The sequence below is a fragment of the Streptomyces sp. AC555_RSS877 genome (assembly GCF_019049245.1).
Taxonomy (GTDB): Bacteria; Actinomycetota; Actinomycetes; order Streptomycetales; family Streptomycetaceae; genus Streptomyces.
Window position 1 is genome coordinate 131,886 of record NZ_JAGMUK010000181.1, and the last position, 20,250, is coordinate 152,135.

Here is a 20,250-nt window from a genome sequence, read left to right on the forward strand (position 1 = left end):
CCGGATTCAGGCCGCGAGCGGCTCGGCGGTGACGACCAGGTTGGCCTGGTAACCGCCCTTCTCGTGGAGGAACGGAGGCGCACAGGTGACGAGGGTGAGAACCGCGGGGCCGCTCCGGCGGAAGGTGGCGGACGGGAGGTCGTCCTTCGGTACCGTCGAACGCGCGGTGACGCGGTAGCGAGCCGGCTCGGCGTCGGCGCGCAGCACCTCGATCCTGTCGCCGGGCTCCACGTCGTAGAGCGCCGCGAACTCGCCGAGGGCTCCTGTGTCGCTGTCCACGTGTCCGACCAGCACGGACGACCCGTGCGCGCTTCCGGGAGCCGGTCCGAAGCGATACCAGCCCGCGACGGCCGGATCGGCCGGGATGGCCATGGCGCCCGCTTCCGTCACGCCCACTGGCTGGACACGGGCGTCCAGGCCCACGTCGCGCACCAGAATGCGTTGGGGAGGATGCCGGGGTTGAGCCTGCGGTGGGGGACTCGACCGTGCCCCGGTGGCGGGGGAGAGCGTGGGTGCGGCGGCTCGTGCCGGAGTAGGCGTGCCGAAGTCGCCCGGGGCCGACGCATGTTCCGACGGGGCGGCCCCCAGAGTGAGGACCGCCGCCAGGGCGGCGGTCGCCACTGTGAGGCCGGTGAGCCGTCGTGTCGTGTCACCCACGCCGGCTTGCGGCCCGGCGGGTCACCAGGACGCCCGCCAGGGCGACCCCCCCGGTCGCGGCCGCCCAACCCAGCCACTGGTCGGAGGAGTTCGCATTCACGGCGGCGCCGTTGCCGCCCGCGTGGACGGCGTTCGGCGTGGATTCCATGCCGCTGAGCGTCTGTGTCGCAAGCGCGAGATTCTTGTCGGCCGCGCTGCCCCAGGCGTAGACGATGTTGCTGGTGCCCTCCTTGAGGTTCAGGTCGGCCGGACCGATCGCTACGGTGTTCGTGCCGGCGAGCACGACATCGGCCGAGACGGTGCCGGCGTCGACGACAGTGGTGTCCTGCTTCGGATTCTCCAGTCCCTTGAAGACCGGCTGTCCACCCGCTCGGACATCCACGGCCGGGGCGGCGGCGACATGACGTACGGTCAGCCGGGCGTCGCCGGCGGCGATCTGGGAGGTGTCGTTGACGAAGGCCGTCAGCTGAGGCTTGCCGTCGGCGGAGAGGTGGGCCGCGATCGTGGCGTTCGCTCCGGCCGGCACCTCGATCTTCTTCTCGATGGCCGGTGTGCCGTCGGGGCTCTGCCCCGCTTCGAAGACCTGGATGTCGTAGGTGCCGGCGTCGAGGGACTGCGGGTCGGTCACGGTGCCGGGCTTGAAGTCGCTGAGCAGTTCGTTGCCGTTGGCGTAGACGTCGACGGTCAGTCCGGGGACGCCGTGGAAGACGGACACCATCGCCGAGTCGTCCGTCGCGGCGGCGGGGGCCGCCATGACGGGGGCGGTGATGCCGAGAGTCAGGGCGCATGCGCCCGCCGAGGCGGCGAGGATGAGGGGGGCCCGGAAGGTCATGTGGATCATCCCTTCGGTGAGAGGTTCCGCCGGTTGCGGAGTCTCGTAGCTGTTTCTCGCGCGGGCACCGCCCTGGATGCGCGCGGCGGCGGATTCCGGTGCTCGCCTACGCGGCGATCTCGCGGACGCGGCCTTGCTCGATCCCCTCACGCAGCCGGTGCAGGCCACGCCGGGTGTGGCTCTTCACGGTGCCCAGGGGGATACCGGTCTGCTCGGCGATCTGGGCCTGGGTCAGGTCCTCGTAGAACGCCATGCACAGCACCTCGCGTTGGTGGCGCGGCAGCCGGGACAGGGCATCGACCAGGAGCACCCGGTCCAGGACGTCGTCCGGCGCGCCCACCTCGTGGCCGTGCACGTCGGCGTCGGACGCCATCGAATCGATCAGCGTGAGACGCCTCGTCCTGGCTGACAGTGCGTCGATGATCTTCCGGCGCGTGATGCCGACCAGCCAGGCGCCGAGCGGTCCCCGCTCCGGACGGTAGCCGTCCCGTCCGCGCCAGGCGCCGAGGAACACCTGCTGGGTCACGTCCTCGGCCTCATGGGAGTCGCCGAGCGAACGGGTGGCCATGGTGTGGACGAGTGAGCCCCAGCGCCGGTAGACGGCCGCGAACGCGATCTCGTCCGCCGCACACAGGCCCCGGGCCAGTTCCTCCTCGCACGGCGTCTCGTCCGCCGGGGAGCGGGCACCGGTGGATCGCGTGTTCGTGGTCATGGGCTTGTTCCTCCTGCCGTGCGTCCGTGCGGGGGCCGGGAGGCTGCCTGCCGAACCGGTCCGGTCGGCGGGCGCCGTAGCGACCGAGCGCCTGCCTGTCAGTGTTGGGAGCGGAAACGACGCGCACAACATGCGTCGATTGTGCGTCGTACGATGGAGGGCATGAGCCTGGAGAGAGACGACGGTGATCACGAGGATGCGCCGCGTGGTGGCGGGCTGACCACGGGTGAGGTGGCGAGGCGTCTGGGGGTGGCACCGACCACGGTTCGTTCATGGGACAGCCGCTACGGTCTCGGCCCCACGGCCCACACCGGTGGTCGGCATCGCCGCTGGACCGCCGTGGACGTGGCGCGGCTGGAGCGGATGTGCGCGCTGACGGCGACCGGGTTGGCGCCCGCCGAGGCCGCCCGCATGGCGCTCGGAGGGGTGGGTCCGGAGGCGCCCACGCCCCAGGCGGGTTCCGTGGGTCCCGTTCGGTCCCCGCGGCCGGCGGCCGGCGGCCGGAGCCGGGCCGTCACCGGTCTTCGCCTGGGCGACGTGCGTCAGGAGTGCAAGGGGGTCGCCCGAGCGGCCCTGCGTCTCGACGCCCCCGCGCTCGACGGGTTGCTGAACGCCGCGATCGAGGAACACGGCCTGGTCGCGGCGTGGTCGGAGGTGATCATGCCGACTCTGCAGGCGGTCGGCCGCAAGTGGGAGAGCTCGGGCGAGAGGTACGTCGAGGTCGAGCACTTCCTGTCCTGGCACGTGTCCGGCGTGCTGCGGCGCCACACCCCGCCCGCGGTCGCCGACCGGCGCGGCGCCACGACGGTCCTCGCCTGTGTGCCGGCGGAGAACCACACGCTGCCGTTGGAGGTCCTGGCCGCCGCCCTGGCCGAACGCGGCCTCCCTGTACGCATGTTCGGTGGCGCGCTGCCCGTCGAGTCACTCGTGGCCGCGGTACGCAGGACCGGTCCGGTCGCGGTGGGGCTGTGGGCGCAGTCGCGCACCACCGCGAGCCGGCCACTGGCTCAGCACGTCGCCGCGATCGAATGGGGTGTGCGGGGTGCCCGCAGGAAGCCGGTCGTCCTGACGCTCGGGCCCGGCTGGGCCGGGCAGACCGTGCCGGGGTCCCCGCATCCGCCCGGACTGGCACAGGCCGTCACGGCGGTGGAGTCCGTCGCGCTCAGGTGATGTGGTGGGGCAGGGAGAGGAAGCCGTCGGTGCCTCTGCGATCGAGGGCAGGGCGTCGCTGCCGTCCGTACCGGACCGCGATCGCCACGACCGGGCTGGTGTAGCCGCGCCGTGACGGAGGCCGTGCGGGCGGGAGACCGGAGGCAATGGCGAACCGCTCGAAGAGGTCGGTGACCTTGCCGGGATGCGGCCAGGAGCCGTCTCCTGGGAGACGGCTCGGGGCGCAGCGGGTGCAGGCTCCGGTTCTCCGCGTGTCCGAGGGACGGCCGCCGGCCGGAGCTCAGCGCAGGCCGGCGAAGAGGTCGTTCTCGGGCAGGGGCGCGCCGGTGGTGTCGTGGACCCTGACGAACGTCTCCACGCCCATGAGCTGCGTGAACCGCTCCTTGCCCATCCGCAGGAAGAAGATGTTCTCACCCTGGCTGGCATGCGCGGCGAGCGCGTCGAACTTCTGGCTGCCGAACTCAGTCGTGTCCACCCACGTGGTGATCTCCTCCTCGGGCAGGCCGATTTCCGGCCCTTCTGCGGCCTCGGACGGATCCGGCTCCTCCCAGTCCGCGCCGAACTCCCGCATGATCTGCCCGAACTCCTTCATCATCGAGCGCGGCGCCGTCGTCCAGTACACCTTCGACGCCATCCCGGTCAGCGACAGTGCTGCCATCGTGATCCGGTTCGCCTGGATGTGATCGGGGTGGCCGTAGAACCCGTACTCGTCGTAGGTCACGACGACATCAGGCTGGTAGCGCAACATCAGCTCGGCCAACCGAGCGGCTGCCTCATCCACGGGTGTACTCCAGAACGACCCGGGCGCGGTGTTGGCCGGCCAGCCCATCATCCCGGAGTCGGCGTACCCGAGCAGCTCGAGATGACCGACCCCCAGGACGTCACAGCTCGCCTCGAGCTCGCCTCGACGTATCGCGGCAACGGCAGCCGGATCATGCCCGGGGTCGCCCGGCTTGGCACCCCCCGGGCCGTCACCGCAGCTACCGTCGGTACACGTGACGAGCACTGTGCGGATGCCCTCCGCCGCATAACGGGCCAGGACACCCCCTGTTCCCGTGGCCTCGTCGTCCGGGTGGGCGTGCACTGCCATCAGCGTCAAAGGCCGGTCAGTCATAAGATCCATCTCCTGGGGCGTCAAGCGATCAGTGCCAGTCTGCGGCACAGCGGTGTCTGACCGCCCGCAGCCCGCGGAAGGGCGAGCCCGGGCAACCGCCCTACGGCTACCACGCAGGAACTGCCTGAGGGTCTCGCCGCCCGTCGATCGCCATCCGTCGATCGTCGGATGGCCGAAGGCGGACGGTGCAGCCCTCGCGCAGCAGGTCCATGGGACCCGGTCGGCCGCTACCGGTCACGGTGAAGGTCTTTGATCATGGGCGGGGCGTCGAGGACGAATCCGGCGAAGACCGAGACCGAGACCGAGACCGAGACCGAGACCGAGACCGAGACCGAGACCGAGACCGAGACCGAGACCGAGACCATGATCGTGGCCGCGGCCTAGCGGAACGCGGCTCATCCGGCGCGCACAGCGTCATGGCTCGGCGACCGCCTCTCCAGCCAGGGCCGTCGCCGAACCTCTGCGTGGGCTTCAAGCGTCCGCACGGCGCCAGACGTCTTCCCGGCACCGTGGGAAACCGATCGGTTTCTATTTCGTCCGATTCGAGTTAACCTCGCGGTATGACCACCGACGTGAAGCCAAGTCCCAGAGAGCGGCTGCTGGAGGCGGCGGCCACGCTCACCTACCGAGACGGCGTCGGCATCGGCGTCGAGGCGCTGTGCAAGGCGGCGGGGGTGTCCAAGCGCTCCATGTATCAGCTGTTCGAGAGTAAGGATGAGCTGCTGGCGGCGAGCCTGGAGGAGCGCGCCGCTGACTTCGTGGCCGGGCTACTGCCGGCGGCGGATGATGGCCGCTCACCCCGCGAGCGGATCCTGCAGGTCTTCGAGAGGTTGGAGTCGCAGGCGGGTGTCCCCGAGTTCGGGGGCTGCCGGTACCTGGCTGTGCAGATCGAGCTCAAGAATCAGACCCACCCCGCGAGCCGGGTGGCCCACCGGATCAAAGCGAACCTGACGGCCTTTTTCCGTTCTGAGGCCGAACAGGGTGGCGCGAGCGATCCCGACCTGCTGGCCCGCCAGCTCATCCTGGTCTTCGACGGCGCCAGCGCCCGCGCGGGCATTCAGGCCGACAATCTGACCGGGCTCGTCGCCCCCACTGTGGCCGCCCTGCTTGATGCGGCGGGCATGCGCTGACGCGCCCCGTCTTCGAGCAGACAGGTCCGTCGTCCGGCATCGGGAAGGAAACTGCGCTCGCACTGGTCACAGCGGGTTCGACGTGGTCGGCGCAGGTCGCGACACCTCGCCTGTCACCCCCCTCGGCGGAGTGACGTTCCCCGGCCAGGGCACGCTCGACAACTTCACCGCCATGCGCCGGGCCGGCTGCTCCGCCACGCTGATCATGGGCCCGTGGACCCACGCCAACTGGCAGTACTTGGTCGGCGACGTCAAGACGCGTCCGAGATCCACACGGCTGACATGGATTTCCCTCCCACGCACCGGCGACTGGGTCCCAGGTCCTTGCGCCGCCGGCAGTCGGCCGCCCTTGGTCGCCGACCGTCGGGCGCGTCGGTGACACCGAGCCGTACGGCGCGCCACTCCTCAAGTCGCTCCGGTGAACTCCGCCTGACGTCCGGCAGGGTTACGTCGATCACGCCCGACGCCACCTCGACACCGCGCGCCGTAGTCATCCGCCACTCACCGACTTGCATGACAAAACCGATCGGTTTACGGTGGATGAAACCGATCGGTTTCTCATTCTCTGGAGACAGTCATGACAGCGATCAAGGGCGCCAACATCTTCGTCACCGGAGGCAGCCGGGGCATCGGCAAGGTGCTGGTAGAGGAGCTCTACGCGCGCGGCGCCGGCAAGGTCTACGCCACGGCCCGTGACCCGCGCGCGGTGACCCACCCCGATGCCGTTCCGCTGGCGCTCGAGGCCACTGACCCGGCATCCGTGGCAGCGGCCGCCGAGCAGGCCCAGGACGTCACCATCCTGATCAACAACGCCGGGGCCTCCGTCCGCGCTTCGTACCTCACGTCCCCGATGCAGGACGTGCGCCGGGATCTGGAGACCAACTTCTACGGGCCGCTGCTGGTCACCCGGGCCTTCGTGCCGATCATCGAGCGCAACGGCGGGGGCCACATCCTCAACGCCCACTCCGCCCTGTCCTGGCTGGCCGACGGCACGCCCTACGGCGCCTCCAAGGCCGCCCTGTGGTCGCAGACCAACTCCCTGCGCCTGGAGTTGCAGCCGCGCGGCATCGCGGTGACCGGACTCCACATGGCCTACGTGGACACCGACATGACCTCGGGCGTCGACGCACCCAAGGCGGACCCCCGCGACATCGCCGTGGCCGCACTGGACGGCATCGAGGCAGGGGCGCACGAGGTGCTGGCCGACGACACCACCCGCTGGGTCAAGTCCCAGCTCTCCTCCGACCTGGAGGCCATGTACGCCCAGCTGGCGAAGTAGTAGCACGCACTCGCGCACGGCGAGGGGATCGGCGTGGACAGTCCGTCACCCACCGCTTCGTGGACGTGGACGGTGTCCGGATGTACATCGCCGAGCAGGGGCAGGGGCCGCTGGTTCTGCCGGAGAAGGTTCGCGCGGTGGGGTCGGAGAATTCGTTGGCGGCCGTCGCGCCTCAACTGCACGGCCCGGTGGTTCTGCCGGGATACGGCCACTGGACACAGCAGGAGCGTCCCGCCGAGGGCCCACTCCGCACTCCTCGACTTCCTCACCCGTATCGACGGCTCCGCGTCCCGATGACGCTATGCGGCATCCGCCTCGTGGCTTTCCCAACAGCTGACTCCCCCCACCACCAGACAGAGGACACCTTGATGCCAGAGCGCAATCCCATCCTGATCACCGGTGCCGCCGGCGAAATCGGTGGTGTGAGCCGAACGATGGTCGACATGCTGCTTGAACAAGGGCACCTGGTGCGCGCGTTCGTGCGCCAGGACGACGAACGCGCCCACTCGCTCCGCCAGGCCGGGGCCGAGGTCTTCGTCGGTGACCTGCTCACCATCGCCGACGTGAGTGCCGCGTTGAGGGGCGTCCGCCGCATCTACTTCAGTATGAGTCTGTCGCCGTACTACACCGACGCCGTCAGCCTGATGGCCGCGGCGGCGCGGGCCCAGGGCGGCATCGAGGTCTTCGTCAACATCTCCGAGTACGAGCAGTCGTTCATGACGTTCGAGAAGATGACCGCTCCCGAGGAAGAACGGCGTGCGTGGCTCGGCGGACTCGTCGCCGACTGGTCGCCGCAGCAACGGGCCCACTGGGTCGCCGAGCAGGTGCTGGAGTGGTCCGGCCTGCCGACCGTCAACATACGGGCGGCCATGTTCGTCGAGAACCCCCTGATGACCTGGCTGGCGCTGCAGCCGCTGGGCAACGGTGAACTGCGCCTGCCCTTCGGCCACCACAAGCTCGCTCCCATCGCGGGATACGACGTGGCGGAGCTGTGCCTGAAGATCCTGGCCGCCCCGGAGCAGCACATCTCGAAGTCCTACGACCTCAACGGCCCGGAGCTGAAGGACATGCACGGCTTCGCGGAGGACTACGCGGCCGTTCTGGGACGCGAGGTCACGTACGTTCCCGAGGACGTCGAAACCTGGAACGAGACCTACGTGGACACCGCCCTGGCCGCGTTCCCGCACACCGCGGAGCACCTGAAGACCCTGACCCGGCTGATGGGCGGCGGCGGATACCGCGGAGCCACCGACCAACTGGAAACCCTGCTCGGACGCCCGCCGAAGACCGTGCGGTGGGCGTTGGAGAACCATCCGCGCATCCGGAAGCTGGCGTCTGCCTGAGAGAGGGATGCCAGGTCGAGGAGGATGGTCTGTTGTGGGGCGGGGCAGATGAACGTCACTCCCGTCTACTCCGTCTGACGGACCGTCCCTCATCGATCTGCTCCGTCCGCCACCCCTTGCGGCGCTCGCGGCCGCGCTTTCTCTGCCTGCACGGCCGGCGGGGATGGGCTACCGGTGTCGAGCGGTGTTCTGCTCGGTGAGGGTGGTCACGCGTCCGCCGGAAGTGTGGAGGGCCTCGACGGCGCCCCCGCCGGCTGATGCACTCCCGCGCCTCTCGCCGGTGGTGCGGTTGAGGGCGTACACCCGTCCGTCCTGGGCGCCGACGTAGACGCTGCTGCCCGAGACGCGGGGTTCGGTGGTGATGTGGCCACCGGCCGGTGCTGACCAGTCGCGGGCACCGGTGGCCACATCGAAGGCGTAGAGGCGCCCGTCGGCGCCGGCGACGTAGACCTGCGACTGGTCCGGGACGGGTGATGAGGTGCTGCGTCCGGCGGCCGCGGACCAACGGGTTTCGCCGGTGTCCTGGTGCGCGCCAGTACCTTGCCGAAGGCTTCCAGATCCCGTTCCGCCGCCGCGACCGAGCGGGCCTGGCGCAGCGCACGGTCACGCTCGGTCTCCAGCTGTGCGCAGCGGTCCTCCAGCGAGATGATCGTTGCTTCGAGGACCCGGATCGTGTCTTTGTTGTCCAGACGCACCTGCTGGACTTCGATGTGGCCGCGGCGGGCCTCATCCAGCCGCAGTTGCAGGTCCCGCAGCTGAAGTTCCCGCACCGGCAGCGTTGCACCGTCCGCAGAGGCACGGTTCTGCGCGGCCGCAGCTGCCGCGGCAGCACGGTGCAGGGCACCTACCCGTTTCCGCTCCACCCCCTGACGCCGGGGCTCGGTGATCAATGTGGTGACCACGGTGCGCAACAGGCCCAGGGGGATGGGCTTGTGACCGTTGCGGAACTCTCCCCACGTGGCGCGCTTGTAGGTGCCGAACTCGGCGACCAGCTCGTTCAGCGTCCTGCCCGCGGTGATCTCCCGAAGCCAGGCAGCCAGCGCATCGCCCTCCGGGCTCCGACCCGCAAGCGGCCCGTTACGCCGCCCTCCCCGAACCCTTGTCTGGCCCCCGCCGGGCATGCACACACCCCTTCACCGGTGCCCGTCCAGGCACGTCCACCCCGTACCACCCCGCTCAGCTGCGGCAACACCGCCACCCAGTCGTGGACAACAGATCGCCGGTCCAGGCTGGTGCTCCACCCTCACACACCCCCGCACCACCCGGGTTCCCGTGCACATATTGCGCCGCAACCGTCTGATCACGGCCATATCCCGACCACTTCCGACCACACCAGCCGAACACACATAGCCCGTCGTCGACGACCGGACCACGAACCCTCACCCCAGGCTGCCGTACGTACTCCTGGTCATCGGCGCCCGCACACCCGACTGCGGCGGCGGGCTTTGCGACATCTCCCGCGGGTAGGCTCTGCCTGATCAGGCGAAGTCGGTGGGGACGAGGCATGGGCGGGGTCGAGAAGACGCGGGGTGGCGGGGCTGAGCGGGCGACCTCGCGGGATGTTGCCCGGCTTGCCGGGGTGTCGCACACGGCCGTGTCCTTCGTCTTCAACGGGCGTGCCCAGGGCAACCTCTCCGCCGAGACGCAGGAGAAGATCCGCAAGGCGGCCGAACAGCTCGGCTACCGGCCGAACGCGGTCGCCCGTGGCCTGCGCCGGAGTCGTACCGCCGTGATCGGTCTGGTCACGGACGAGATCGCCACCTCGCCGTTCGCCGGGCGGCTGCTGCGCGGGGCCATGGACATGGCGTGGAGCAGTGAGCACCTGGTGCTCACCGTCGACTCCGGGCAGGACCCGGTCGCCGAGGACGCGGCCGTCGCCGAACTGCTCGACCGGAGGGTCGACGGGATCATCTACGCCGCGCTGTCGTTGCGCCGCGCCCGAGTCCCGGAAGGGCTGCACCGCACGTTTGCCGTGTTCGCCAACTGCCTCCCCGAGGACGGCTCCCTCCCGGCCGTCATCCCCGCCGAGCGGGCCGGTGGCCGCAGCGCCGCCCGCGTCCTTCTCGACGCGGGCCACCGCCGTGTCGCCCTGGTGGGCGGTCTGGACGACATCGCGACCGCGGAACGGCTGCGCGGCTTCCGGGACGCGCTGCGGACGGTGGGGCTGACCGCCGAGAAGGACTGGATCATGCGGACGGGAGGGGAGATCGCCGCCGGGTACCAGGGCGCGCTGCGCCTGCTGGACGGTGTTCCCGCCCACCGGCGGCCCACGGGGATCGTCTGTTACAACGACCGGGTCGCCGCGGGCGTCCTCCACGCCGCCGCGCGCCTGGGCCTCGACGTGCCCGCCGAGCTGTCCGTCGTCGGCTATGACGATCAGGAACACATGGCGGCTTTCCTCAGTCCGCCCCTCACCACGGTCGCTCTGCCCCATCGCGCGATGGGAGAGACGGCCGTCCGCCTGCTCCTGGACGCCATCGACAGCGGGACCGTGCCGCCGGTCACCACCCGGCGGCTGGAGTGCCCCGTCGTCACGCGGGGTTCGGTGGGACCAGCTCCCAGCCCGTGATCTCGACGTCCGTCCCCGTCACGGTCAGCTCCGCGATGTCGTCGTCCCGTCGGTACACCCGTTCCGTGGCCGTCGCCCGGTCGCCCGCGAACAGTTCCAGCAGGGAGCCGTCCACGAGGATCCGTACGGTGAGGGTCTCGCCCGGCGGGGTCGGCAGGACCAGGGCGGCCGTGCCGTCCGGGCGGGAGTGTGGCCAGGCCGTGCGGTCCAGGGTCACCTTGCCGGACGCCGGGTCGAGTCGCAGGGTCAGTTCGGCCCCGGACGTGGCCCGCAGCAGACTCACGGTCGCCGCTGAACGGGCAGTCACCAGCAGGTCGTACGCGAGGGGGAGTGGCCGGTGTGGTCCTGGTGCGGCCGTGAACGGGACGGCCGCTCGCAGTAGTTCGAGCTCCGGAGCCGGTACGACCCGTAGCGTGCCGTCCTCGTGGGTGTCCATCACCCGGGGTGCCGTGAGGACGCCGGACCAGCCCGCGCGGTCCACCTCCTCGGGAGGGCGTGACTCCCAGGACCAGCCCCAGAGCAGGGCGCGGCCGGACTCCGTGTCCTGGAGGACGGAGGGGGCGTAGAAGTCACGGCCGAGGTCCAGCGGGCCGCCGCCCCTACCGGCCGCGAACCTAGGTCCACCGTCCGCCCGCTCCACCAGACGGCCCGTGACGTACGCGGTGCTCAGCGGGTCGCCGTCCCACAGGGCCACCGCCAGCACCCAGTCGCCCCCGGGGGTCGCCCACAACTGCGGGCACTCCCAGCCGATCGCCCGCCTGCCGAAGGCGCGGGCCGCCGCCGGGTCCCGGCCGTCCAGCAGGACCCCGGCGAACCGCCAGTCGTACAGGTCCTCACAGTCGTACACCAGGACGGACGGGGTGCCGTCGGCGTGGCCGGCGCCCATCAGCGCCCAGCGGCGTCCGGCGAAGCGGAAGACGAAAGGGTCCCGGAACATCGTCACGTCCAGGCCGGGTGGTGGGCCGGCGACCACCGGCACCGGCAGTTGCTTCCACTTCTGGAGGCCGTCGTCCTCGGTCACGGCGAGACAGATCGCGCTCAGGCCCTGGTGGTCGTGGTCGATCCCGGAGTACACCGCTGTCGGTACACCACCGTCGTCCACCACGCAGCCGGACCAGCAGCCCGCCTCGTCCGGGCCGTCGGGCGTGGGGCGCAGGGCGATCCCGTGGTCGTCCCAGTGGGCGAGGTCGCGGCTGGAGGCGTGGCCCCAGTGAACATTCGTGTGCACGGGGGCGTCGGGATTGTGCTGGTAGAAGAGGTGGTATCGATCGCCCCAACGGAACGGGCCGTTCGGGTCGTTCATCCAGTTGGCCGGCGGGCGGACCCTGAAACGAGGGCTGTTGGCGTCGGTCGACCGGCTCACGGAACTCAACGATTGACTCCTGCGGATGTGATGCCCTCGCGCAGAGGGCGCTGGCCGACGACGAACACGGCGACGGCAGGGATCATGGAGAGGACGACTCCGGCGAGGACGACGGAGATCGAGCCGGTGCCGAGGTTGCCCTGGAGGGAGACCAGGCCCAGGGGCAGCGTGAGGTTCTCGGTGGAGGTTTCGAGGATCAGCGGCCGGAAGAACTCGTTCCAGTGGTAGTTGAAGGCCAGCACGCCGACGATGGCGAGACCGGGGGCCGCCAAGGGGGCGTACACCGACCGGAAGACGCGCCACGGACCCGCGCCGTCGATCATCGCCGCCTCGCCCAGGTCCTTCGGCATGCCCAGGAAGTACTGGCGCATCAGGAAGGTGCCGAAGGCCGTCGGGAAGGCCGGGACGATGAGGCCGAGCAGGGTGTCGGTCAGACCCATCGTCTTCAGTTCCAGGAAGACCGGGACCATCGTGACCTGCAACGGCACCATCATCGTGGCCAGGACCAGCGCGAACAGCGGCTTCTTGAAGCGGAATTCGACGCGGGCGAAGGCGTAGCCCGCCAGGCCCGCGGTGATCATCTGGCCGGCCGCGATCAGCGCGGTCACCAGGGTGGAGTTCAGTGCGTACAGCCAGACGTCGATCTGGTCGAAGACCCCGCGGTAGGCGTCGACGGTGGGGTCCGTGGGGATGATCTTCGGCGGCAGGTCGAAGGACTCCGCCGGCGTTCGCAGTGACGTCGACACCGTCCAGATGACCGGGCCGAGCGTCAACAGGGCGCACAGCGCCAGGCCTGCGATCCGGCCCCAGGGCGCCAGGCCGTGCCGTACGCGTGACGCGGTGGGGCTCGTGCGGGGACCCGGCATCGAACCCGACGCCGCACCCGATACCGAACCCGAGAGGGAACTCGTGCTCATCTGACTCACCCGGCTCACTGGTAGTGGACGTAACGCCGGCTGAGCCGGAACTGGAGTGCGGTGACCGCCATGATCAGGGCGAAGAGCAGGACGCCCACGGCGGACGCCTCGCCGAAGCGGAGCTGCTCGAAGGCCGTCTCGTAGATGACCATCACGACCGTGCGCGTCGAGTCGCCGGGACCGCCCGCCGTGAGGACGTACGGCTGCTCGAAGACCTGGAGGGCGTTGATGATGCCGACCACGGACGCCACCAGCAGCGTGGGCGACAGCAGCGGCAGCGTGATGGCGAGGTGTTTGCGCACCCCGCTCGCGCCGTCCAGCGAAGCCGCCTCGTGCACCTCTTTCGGGATGTTGTTCAGGCCGCCGACGAACAGCAGGAACGAGAAGCCGAACTGCTGCCAGACGTACGCCAGGACCACGGCCGCCATCGCCCCGTTCTCCGAGGTCAGCCAGGGGACCGAGGGGATCCCGGCCGTGCCGAGGAGCCAGTTCACGGGGCCGAAGTCCTGGTTGAACAGGTACTTCATCACCACCGAGATGGACGCGGCGGACAGCACCAGCGGGAAGAAGAACGCCGAACGGAACACGGCCCGCAGCCACTTGGGCATCCGGCCGTTCACCGCGATCGCCAGCACGAGCGCGATCAGCAACTGGAGTGCGACCGCGAGCACCATGAACACGAGCGTGTTGCGGAAGGAGACGAGGACCGTCGAATCGGTCAGGATCTCCCGGTAGTTGGCCGCTCCGGCCCACTGCGGGTCGTCGATCACGTCCCACTGGAAGAGGCTGAGGACGACCGAGCCGACGATCGGTACGACCGTGAAGACGACGATGCCGACGACGGTGGGCGCGAGGAACAGTACGGCGAGGAGGCGGGTGCCCCGGGTGCGGATGGTGGTGGCGGCCATGGACCCGGATGCCTTACGGGTCCGACCGGTCCTGCGGTTCCTGCGGCTCTTGCGGGTGCGGGCGGGCTCCGGCCCCACGGGCCTGATCTCGGTGTTCGTCACACTTCACGCTCCATGGCCTTCTCCAGGTCCCCCTGCAGCCGGCGCAGCGCGGGACGCACCGCGCCGGGGCTCGCAAGGGCGGTTCCGGTGTGCTTGATCAGCAGCTGCTCGACCTCGTTGACCTGCGGCGGGGCCGGGATCGGGCCGGTGGTGGGGATCTTGTCGAGGGTGTCGTAGAAGACCTGCCAGTGGGCCGGTCCTGTCTCCCGGTAGCGGGCCTCGTCGACCATGGAGCGGCGGGCCGGAGTGGTCTGGTTGGCCGCGAAGAGCTGGGTCATCACGTCCTTGCGGGCGGTGTACTTGATGAACTCCCAGGCCTCGTCCCGCATCTTCGACGTGCGCAGCATCGCGTACCCGGCGGCGCCGAACTGGTGACGCCGGGTACGCCGGCGCGGGAAGTACTGCACGTCGTAGTCGGCCGGTTTCATGCCCGCCTGATGCAGGCCGCCCGCCCAGAAGCCGCCCGCGGGCGTGACACCGACGCGGCCGGTGGAGAAGACGCCGACGAGGTTGCGGCCGTCGCCGCCCTCCGGCCGGGTGCACAGGTCCTCCTGGACGAGGGAGGAGAGGTAGTCGTAGACCTCCGCGACGCGGTCGGAGTCGGCCAGGGGTGTCGTCCACCGGTAGCCGCCGCCCCGGCCGCGCCGCTGTGCCTCGGGATAGAAGGAGTTCCAGAGCCAGTCGCCGCCGGGGGCCTTGGACTCGGTGAGGAGGTTGGTGTCGTTGGCGAAGAGCCAGGGGACCACGCCGCCCCACAGCCGGTTGGTCCAGAAGTACGGGGTGAACCGGTCGCCGTTGCTCCGTTTCATCGCTCGCAGCAGCGTGGTGAAGTCGTCGTGGGTCCAGTCGTCGTCGGGGAGGTCGGCACCCGCGCGTTCGAGGACCCGGCTGTTGAGGTACATGTCGGCCGCGTTGAACTCGACCGGCAGCTGGTAGAGGCTCCCCTCGTACATCATCGACTCGACCAGCGAGGGATGGACGTCGGCGAAGTACGTGCGCAGCTCGGCCGCGTCCCGCTTCGCCCACCTGTCCAGCGGTACGCCGAGCCGCTGGGCGAAGAGCTGTACGCCCTCGGTGGCGACGTACACGAGGTCGGGTGCCGTGCCCGCGGCGATCTGGGTGAGGATCTTGGAGAAGAAGTCCGACCAGTCGTAGGCCTGTACGGGGTTGATGCGGATCCTGATGTCGGGGTGGGTCTCGCGGAATCCGTCGCGCAGGGCGCGCTGCGCCTCGGGGTTGAAGGCGGAGCCCAGGGTGGCGATGACGAGCGAGCCGTCGTCGCGGCCGGGGATGTCGGCGGCGGTGAGGCGGTCCCAGCCGGCCGCGACACCGGCGAGAGCGGCGGCTCCGGCGCCGTATGCGCCGTAGCGCATCAGGGCCCGTCGGGAGAGGAGCGAGTCGGTCATCGGCGAGCCTAACTCGTGTTAGCCGAGGTTTGATTCCACGATGATGAGAACCCCGCTGGGGCTCTGTCAAGGGATGTGAGCGGATAGGAAGTTGGGGAACGGCCGGTGCGCGAGGGCTTGACCTTTAACGTGTTAGGTATACGGTTCCGGTCGACATGAGCCGCGTCCCGACGACGACGTCGGGGAAGGGAGCCGCACGATGCGTGGCATGAAGAGGAGTTCGCTCGGCCCGGGGGAGACACTGTCCAGGCGGTCGTTGCTGACGGCCTCGGCCGTCGGCGCCGCCGGTGTTCTGCTGCCGGACCTCGTGAGACCGGCGGTGGCGGTGCCCCGCGAGGCGACGGCCGCGTGCACGGGCAGCTACCGCGCCGAGTACCACTTCACGGTCCCCGACCAGTGGATGAACGACCCGCAGCGCCCGATCTGGATCGACGGCGAGTACCACTACTACTACCTCTACAACCCCGACTACTCGACGGGCGGCACGACGGCCGGCACCGCCTGGCGCCTGGCCACCAGCACCGACCTCGTCTCCTTCACCGACCGGGGCATCGCCGTGCCGAAGGACACGACCCCGGGCGGCGATGTCTGGTCCGGCTCGGCGGTGGTCGACACGGACGACACGGCGGGCTTCGGCGCGGGCGCGGTGATCGTCCTCGCCACCATGGCGCCCGACGACGTCACCCAGGCCCAGTACCTGTACTACTCGACGGACGACGGCCGCACCTTCACGAACCACGGCACCGCCCCGGTCCTCCCCAACCCCGGCGTACGGGACTTCCGCGACCCCAAGGTGATCCGCGACGAGGAGCGCGGGCGGTGGGTGATGCTGCTCGCCGAGAACGACAAAGTCGGCTTCTACCACTCCGCCGACCTCAAGGCGTGGACGTACGTCGGCGGCTTCATAAAGGGCGGCATCGGCGTCCTGGAGTGCCCCGACCTGTTCCGGATCAGGGCGGACGACGGGACCTGGAAGTGGGTGCTGGGCGTCAGCGCCAACGGCAAGGGCTCCGGGCTGCCGAGCACGTTCGCGTACTGGACGGGTTCCTTCGACGGTACGACCTTCACCGCCGACGCGTCCGATCCCCAGTGGCTGGACCACGGCTGGGACTGGTACGCGGCGGTCACCTTCGACAAACGTGACGCGCGGGGAGCCCTGGACCCTGACGTGCGGTATGCGATCGGCTGGATGAACCACTGGGACTACGCGAACACCACGCCCACCATCGAGTGCGACGGCTTCAACGGCACCGACTCGATCGTCCGCGAGGTACGACTGAAGCACGCGTCGGGTACGTATTACCTGGCGTCCCAGCCGGTGGCGGCCCTGGACGACCATGTGTCGCGCACGGTGGACCTCGGCGACATCGCGGTCGACGGCACACGACCGCTCGACTACACGGGTGCCGCGTACGAGCTGACCTGTGAGATCACCTGGGACCAACTGATGGGCGCCGGCCTCCAGTTGCGGCGGTCGTCGGACGGTGGGCGGCACATCGACGCGGGAGTCTACGGCGACTACGCCTTCGTCAACCGCGGTTACACCGTGAGCCCCGACACCTCCGGCCGCTGGCAGGAGAGCCGCACGCCGTTCGACCTGTCCGCCGGCACGGTCCGCCTGCGGATCCTCGTCGACCGCACGTCCGTCGAGATGTTCGTCGACGACGGCCGGTACGTGCACTCGACCGAGGCCTTCCCCGACCCGTCCGACACCGCACTGGCGCTGTTCACGATCGACGGGCAGGCGGTGTTCCGGAACGTGGTGATCCGGGAGTTCACGGTCTGATCCGACGGGGAGGTGGCCGGGGCGGGCCGAGAGGCTGCCGACGACCGGCGCGCCAGGGCTCTCTGCCCTGTCCTGGTACTGCAGCGGGGCCGGTACCAGGGACCATGAAGGTAGTGCCCATGTCCTCCGCGGCACGTAACGCGAGGGCCCATGTCTCCCGGGCGGTGCCACAAGGCAGTGCTCGGCGAGGCATCGGAAGGGGCCGATGAGTGATGGCGCGAAGACCAAGGAGGTGCCGACGAACGGAGGCGTCGTGACCGACCTGGAGGGCATGACGACGGCGACCCCGGTGTCCTTGTCGGTCGACAGGTTCAGACTCACGGGCGCTCCAGGATCCACTGCGGCAACCCGGTGCCCGGGACCGACGGGATCGAGGCGACCCGACAGGTCATCCGAGCTCCCCACAGAGCAGAGTGCTGATCCTCACCTCCTTCGACCTGGATGAATACGCCTTCGCCGGCCTCAACGCCGGAGCCTCGGGCTGCCTGCCGAAAAACACCAGGCCGCAGCCGGTGAAGTCCCATCTGGGCGGATCCTGCAAAAAGCTCGAACTCCGCGACCGGATACAGGCCGTGGTCTTCGCCTACGAAAGCCGCCTCATCCACCCGGCATGACGCCGCCGCCCGGACCCAACCGCGATGTCCTCAGCGCCGGGCGGTACCTGCGCTACACGATCCGTCCGACGTAGCTGTCACGACAAGGGTGGTGCCCGAAGAACTCGTCCACCCCGCCGTCATGGCTACGACGGCGGGGTGCGCACGGTTCACGGTGGTCCTGCCGACGAGCGGCCCGCGAACGAACGAGCAGGCTCAGGGTCGTCGGCCGTCGGTCACTTGGCCAGGAAGGTGAGGAGGGCCTGGGTGACTTCCTGGGCGTGGGTCCACAGCAGGCCGTGGGGGGCGCCGTCGATGACGACGTAGTCCGCCTGCGGGAGTGACTGGTGGAAGCGTTCTCCGGTTGCCTCGATGGGCAGGATGCGGTCTGCGGTCCCGTGCAGGATCAGCGCCGGGACGTCGATCTTGGGGAGGTCGGCACGGAAGTCGGTGGACCAGGTCGCCACGCAGGCCAGGGAGGCGTACGAGGAGGCTCCGGCGGCGACGTTCCAGCTGTTGCGGACGGCGTCCTCGCTGATGCGGGTGCCGAGGTTCTCGTCGAGGTTGTAGAAGTTCTCGTAGAACGCGGTGAAGTAGGCGTATCGGTCGGCGGTCACGGCCCCTTCAATGTCCTTGAAGATGGTGCCGTCGACGCCGCCGGGGTTGTCGTCGGTCTTGAGGAGGAAGGGTTCGAGGGAGGCCAGGAAGGCTGCCTTGGCGATCCGGGCGGAGCCGTAGGTGCCCAGGTAGCGGCCGACCTCGCCGGTACCCATGGAGAAGCCGACCAGGACGACGTTGGTGAGGTCGAGGGTCTCCAGGACCGTGTTGAGATCGGCGGCGAAAGTGTCGTAGTCGTAGCCGGTGGTGGGCTGGCTGGAGCGGCCGAAGCCGCGCCGGTCGTATGTGATCACGCGGTAGCCGGCCGACAGCAGGGCGGCGGACTGCTTCTCCCAGGAGTGGCCGTCGAGCGGGTAGCCGTGGATCAGCACGACCGGCTGCCCGGTGCCGTGGTCCTCGTAGTACAGCTCGATGCTGGTCGAGTTCTCCTGGCCGACGGTGATGAACCCCATGGTGGTACTGCCTTTCGGTGAGAAATGCGTCTGGTGGTGAAGTGCCCGGACGGGCATGACTGTGGGCACGTGCGATGCCGCGACAGGGCGGAGCTGCCGGTCAGCGGACCGTGCGGGCCGCCTGCTCCACGATGCTTGCGACGGCCTCGGGGCGGGACACGGACACCGCGTGCGACGCGTCGACGACCGTGGTGCGAGCCCCGGCACGGGCCGACATGTAGCGCTGGGCGGCCACGGGGATGTTGAGGTCCTCGGTGGTGACCAGCGACCAGGAGGGGATCGTCTTCCAGGCGGCCTTCGTCGACTTCTCCTCCAGCGCGGCGGCGGCGATCGGACGCTGTCCTGCTGCCATGAGCCTGGCCTTGTCCGCCGGCACGTCCGCAGCGAACTGGTCCCGGAACTTTGCCGGCTTGATGTACACGTCGGCGCCCTGACCACCGTCGGGCAGCGTGTAGTTGACGGACTCGATCGCCTGGCCGAGGGTGCTGCCGGGGAACTTGTTCGTCAGCCCGAGCGAACTCTCGCCCGTGTCGGGCAGGAACGCGGCGATGTAGACCAACGCCTTCACCTTGCCCTCCAGGCCCGCGGCAGCCTGGCTGATGACGGTACCGCCGTAGGAGTGACCGACCAGGACCACGGGCCCGTCGATGTGCTCGACGACGCTGCGCAAGTAGGCGGCATCAGTCGCCGGACCACGCAGCGGGTTGGCCGCGGACACCACGGGATAGCCCGCACGCTGCAGCCGGGTGACGACACCGTCCCAGCTCGCCGCATCGGCGAACGCCCCGTGCTCCAGCACGATCGTCGGACGTATCGGGTGGTGGGACGCCGCACCGGCTACGCCGGGCAGGGTGACTGCGGCCACAGACAGCCCCACGGCCGCTGTGACACCGAGCAGGGCGGATCTGCGGCTCGGACGGGCCAGGCGGGTGATGCGCATGCGTGAATGTCCTCTTCCTTGGTTGTCGTCCCTCACCGGACCGTGCCGGCGAGGTGGGCCGGTGCGTTCGAGAAACGAAGCACCGAGTTCCTTTGTGGATGACCGAGTTGTCGTGCGTTCCGTCTGCGCCAGGTGGTCAGCGCGAATCGGACGGGTGGTGGGCGACACGCGACAGCGGCCCGGAGAGCGGCTGCCGGGCTGCCGCCCGACCAGCCCCTGGAGCACCGCCTGCCCTCCAACTGGCCGGGGCAGAGCGTCTTTCGTCCTGTCCTACGATGAGAAGACACGGCCGGTTCACTTCGAGAACGGGATGTTCGTTCGCGGGCGTCGAACGTGGCGGCGGGGCACGGTGGTCAGCC

The 20,250-nt window shown here is 69.7% G+C and carries 18 protein-coding genes and 2 pseudogenes; 8 read left to right on the forward strand and 12 right to left on the reverse strand.

All coding sequences use genetic code 11. The features are described 5' to 3' along the window. Positions 1-6: 6 nt before the first annotated feature. The 3 genes from KUM49_RS39105 to KUM49_RS39115 form a co-directional block, all read right to left on the reverse strand. Positions 7-432 carry a class F sortase gene (locus tag KUM49_RS39105; RefSeq protein ID WP_308406954.1) on the reverse strand — a complete coding sequence of 142 codons (426 nt, stop codon included), beginning with the start codon at positions 430-432 and terminating at the stop codon, positions 7-9. A 217-nt stretch (positions 433-649) separates the two neighbouring features. Continuing rightward, on the reverse strand, positions 650-1,489 hold the full coding sequence (locus KUM49_RS39110; RefSeq protein WP_217241694.1) for a DUF4397 domain-containing protein: 840 nt from the start codon (positions 1,487-1,489) through the stop codon (positions 650-652). A 106-nt stretch (positions 1,490-1,595) separates the two neighbouring features. After that, complete coding sequence (locus KUM49_RS39115; protein WP_217241695.1) at positions 1,596-2,201, reverse strand: sigma-70 family RNA polymerase sigma factor; 606 nt, start codon at positions 2,199-2,201, stop codon at positions 1,596-1,598. Between the two features lie 162 nt (positions 2,202-2,363). Between KUM49_RS39115 and KUM49_RS39120 the strand changes: the two genes are divergently transcribed. Next, positions 2,364-3,371, forward strand: coding sequence for a MerR family transcriptional regulator (locus KUM49_RS39120; RefSeq protein WP_217241696.1), 1,008 nt, complete (start codon positions 2,364-2,366; stop codon positions 3,369-3,371). 99 nt (positions 3,372-3,470) lie between these two features. Here KUM49_RS39120 and KUM49_RS50910 read toward each other — a convergent pair. Both KUM49_RS50910 and KUM49_RS39125 read right to left on the reverse strand, forming a co-directional pair. Then, a pseudogene (locus tag KUM49_RS50910) lies at positions 3,471-3,573 on the reverse strand (integrase); the annotation flags it as partial. Positions 3,574-3,651: 78 nt separating this feature from the next. Beyond that, positions 3,652-4,485, reverse strand: coding sequence for a PIG-L family deacetylase (locus KUM49_RS39125; protein WP_217241729.1), 834 nt, complete (start codon positions 4,483-4,485; stop codon positions 3,652-3,654). 255 nt (positions 4,486-4,740) lie between these two features. Between KUM49_RS39125 and KUM49_RS50030 the strand changes: the two genes are divergently transcribed. The 4 genes from KUM49_RS50030 (at position 4,741) to KUM49_RS39140 (ending at position 8,237) form a co-directional block, all read left to right on the forward strand. Next, positions 4,741-4,869, forward strand: a complete 129-nt coding sequence (locus KUM49_RS50030) for a hypothetical protein (protein WP_302185555.1) — start codon at positions 4,741-4,743, stop codon at positions 4,867-4,869. Positions 4,870-5,045: 176 nt separating this feature from the next. Continuing rightward, the gene (locus tag KUM49_RS39130) at positions 5,046-5,615 is read left to right on the forward strand and encodes a TetR/AcrR family transcriptional regulator (RefSeq protein WP_217241697.1); all 570 of its coding nucleotides are present in this window, start codon (positions 5,046-5,048) and stop codon (positions 5,613-5,615) included. A gap of 577 nt (positions 5,616-6,192) precedes the next feature. Then, a complete protein-coding gene (locus KUM49_RS39135) occupies positions 6,193-6,894 on the forward strand; it encodes an SDR family oxidoreductase (RefSeq protein ID WP_217241698.1) in 702 nt (233 codons plus the stop codon). A 368-nt stretch (positions 6,895-7,262) separates the two neighbouring features. Beyond that, positions 7,263-8,237, forward strand: coding sequence for an NmrA family NAD(P)-binding protein (locus KUM49_RS39140; protein WP_217241699.1), 975 nt, complete (start codon positions 7,263-7,265; stop codon positions 8,235-8,237). A 168-nt stretch (positions 8,238-8,405) separates the two neighbouring features. Here KUM49_RS39140 and KUM49_RS39145 read toward each other — a convergent pair. Continuing rightward, positions 8,406-8,750 (reverse strand): annotated as a pseudogene (locus KUM49_RS39145) (PQQ-binding-like beta-propeller repeat protein); the annotation flags it as partial. A 991-nt stretch (positions 8,751-9,741) separates the two neighbouring features. Between KUM49_RS39145 and KUM49_RS39150 the strand changes: the two are divergent. Next, complete coding sequence (locus KUM49_RS39150; protein WP_217241700.1) at positions 9,742-10,806, forward strand: LacI family DNA-binding transcriptional regulator; 1,065 nt, start codon at positions 9,742-9,744, stop codon at positions 10,804-10,806. Here the strand turns inward: KUM49_RS39150 and KUM49_RS39155 are convergent. The 4 genes from KUM49_RS39155 to KUM49_RS39170 all read right to left on the reverse strand — a co-directional run bounded on the left by KUM49_RS39155 (position 10,769) and on the right by KUM49_RS39170 (position 15,502). Then, entirely contained in the window at positions 10,769-12,169 is a 1,401-nt protein-coding gene (locus KUM49_RS39155; protein ID WP_217241730.1) for a glycoside hydrolase family 32 protein, read from the reverse strand. The two genes, KUM49_RS39150 and KUM49_RS39155, sit on opposite strands and share 38 nt — an antisense overlap. A 5-nt stretch (positions 12,170-12,174) precedes the next feature. Beyond that, positions 12,175-13,035 (reverse strand): carbohydrate ABC transporter permease, encoded by an 861-nt coding sequence (locus tag KUM49_RS39160; protein WP_217241731.1) that lies wholly within the window; start codon positions 13,033-13,035, stop codon positions 12,175-12,177. A gap of 65 nt (positions 13,036-13,100) precedes the next feature. Next, the gene (locus KUM49_RS39165; protein ID WP_254402477.1) at positions 13,101-13,994 is read right to left on the reverse strand and encodes a carbohydrate ABC transporter permease; all 894 of its coding nucleotides are present in this window, start codon (positions 13,992-13,994) and stop codon (positions 13,101-13,103) included. Positions 13,995-14,092: 98 nt separating this feature from the next. After that, entirely contained in the window at positions 14,093-15,502 is a 1,410-nt protein-coding gene (locus KUM49_RS39170) for an extracellular solute-binding protein (protein ID WP_217241702.1), read from the reverse strand. A gap of 208 nt (positions 15,503-15,710) precedes the next feature. On the opposite strand from KUM49_RS39170, the gene KUM49_RS39175 reads away from it, so the two are divergent. Together KUM49_RS39175 and KUM49_RS39180 are read left to right on the forward strand one after the other, a co-directional pair. Next, positions 15,711-17,288, forward strand: coding sequence for a glycoside hydrolase family 32 protein (locus KUM49_RS39175; protein WP_217241703.1), 1,578 nt, complete (start codon positions 15,711-15,713; stop codon positions 17,286-17,288). A 413-nt stretch (positions 17,289-17,701) separates the two neighbouring features. Continuing rightward, a complete protein-coding gene (locus tag KUM49_RS39180; protein WP_374200256.1) occupies positions 17,702-17,902 on the forward strand; it encodes a hypothetical protein in 201 nt (66 codons plus the stop codon). 215 nt (positions 17,903-18,117) lie between these two features. Here KUM49_RS39180 and KUM49_RS39185 read toward each other — a convergent pair whose 3' ends face one another. Both KUM49_RS39185 and KUM49_RS39190 read right to left on the reverse strand, forming a co-directional pair. Then, positions 18,118-18,951 carry an alpha/beta fold hydrolase gene (locus tag KUM49_RS39185; protein WP_217241704.1) on the reverse strand — a complete coding sequence of 278 codons (834 nt, stop codon included), beginning with the start codon at positions 18,949-18,951 and terminating at the stop codon, positions 18,118-18,120. 100 nt (positions 18,952-19,051) lie between these two features. Beyond that, positions 19,052-19,891: an alpha/beta fold hydrolase gene (locus tag KUM49_RS39190; RefSeq protein WP_217241705.1), complete on the reverse strand. Its 840-nt coding sequence runs from the start codon at positions 19,889-19,891 to the stop codon at positions 19,052-19,054. Between the last annotated feature and the right edge of the window lie 359 nt (positions 19,892-20,250).

What these genes read in the sequence shown, in the direction of transcription:
- KUM49_RS39110 (WP_217241694.1), bottom strand. Translation starts at nt 1,489, where the DNA reads ATGACCTTCCGGGCCCCCCTCATCCTCGCCGCCTCGGCGGGCGCATGC.
- KUM49_RS39115 (WP_217241695.1), bottom strand. Translation starts at nt 2,201, where the DNA reads ATGACCACGAACACGCGATCCACCGGTGCCCGCTCCCCGGCGGACGAG.
- KUM49_RS39120 (WP_217241696.1), top strand. Translation starts at nt 2,364, where the DNA reads ATGAGCCTGGAGAGAGACGACGGTGATCACGAGGATGCGCCGCGTGGT.
- KUM49_RS39125 (WP_217241729.1), bottom strand. Translation starts at nt 4,485, where the DNA reads ATGACTGACCGGCCTTTGACGCTGATGGCAGTGCACGCCCACCCGGAC.
- KUM49_RS50030 (WP_302185555.1), top strand. Translation starts at nt 4,741, where the DNA reads ATGGGCGGGGCGTCGAGGACGAATCCGGCGAAGACCGAGACCGAGACC.
- KUM49_RS39130 (WP_217241697.1), top strand. Translation starts at nt 5,046, where the DNA reads ATGACCACCGACGTGAAGCCAAGTCCCAGAGAGCGGCTGCTGGAGGCG.
- KUM49_RS39135 (WP_217241698.1), top strand. Translation starts at nt 6,193, where the DNA reads ATGACAGCGATCAAGGGCGCCAACATCTTCGTCACCGGAGGCAGCCGG.
- KUM49_RS39140 (WP_217241699.1), top strand. Translation starts at nt 7,263, where the DNA reads ATGCCAGAGCGCAATCCCATCCTGATCACCGGTGCCGCCGGCGAAATC.
- KUM49_RS39150 (WP_217241700.1), top strand. Translation starts at nt 9,742, where the DNA reads ATGGGCGGGGTCGAGAAGACGCGGGGTGGCGGGGCTGAGCGGGCGACC.
- KUM49_RS39160 (WP_217241731.1), bottom strand. Translation starts at nt 13,035, where the DNA reads ATGCCGGGTCCCCGCACGAGCCCCACCGCGTCACGCGTACGGCACGGC.
- KUM49_RS39165 (WP_254402477.1), bottom strand. Translation starts at nt 13,994, where the DNA reads ATGGCCGCCACCACCATCCGCACCCGGGGCACCCGCCTCCTCGCCGTA.
- KUM49_RS39170 (WP_217241702.1), bottom strand. Translation starts at nt 15,502, where the DNA reads ATGACCGACTCGCTCCTCTCCCGACGGGCCCTGATGCGCTACGGCGCA.
- KUM49_RS39175 (WP_217241703.1), top strand. Translation starts at nt 15,711, where the DNA reads ATGAAGAGGAGTTCGCTCGGCCCGGGGGAGACACTGTCCAGGCGGTCG.
- KUM49_RS39185 (WP_217241704.1), bottom strand. Translation starts at nt 18,951, where the DNA reads ATGGGGTTCATCACCGTCGGCCAGGAGAACTCGACCAGCATCGAGCTG.
- KUM49_RS39190 (WP_217241705.1), bottom strand. Translation starts at nt 19,891, where the DNA reads ATGCGCATCACCCGCCTGGCCCGTCCGAGCCGCAGATCCGCCCTGCTC.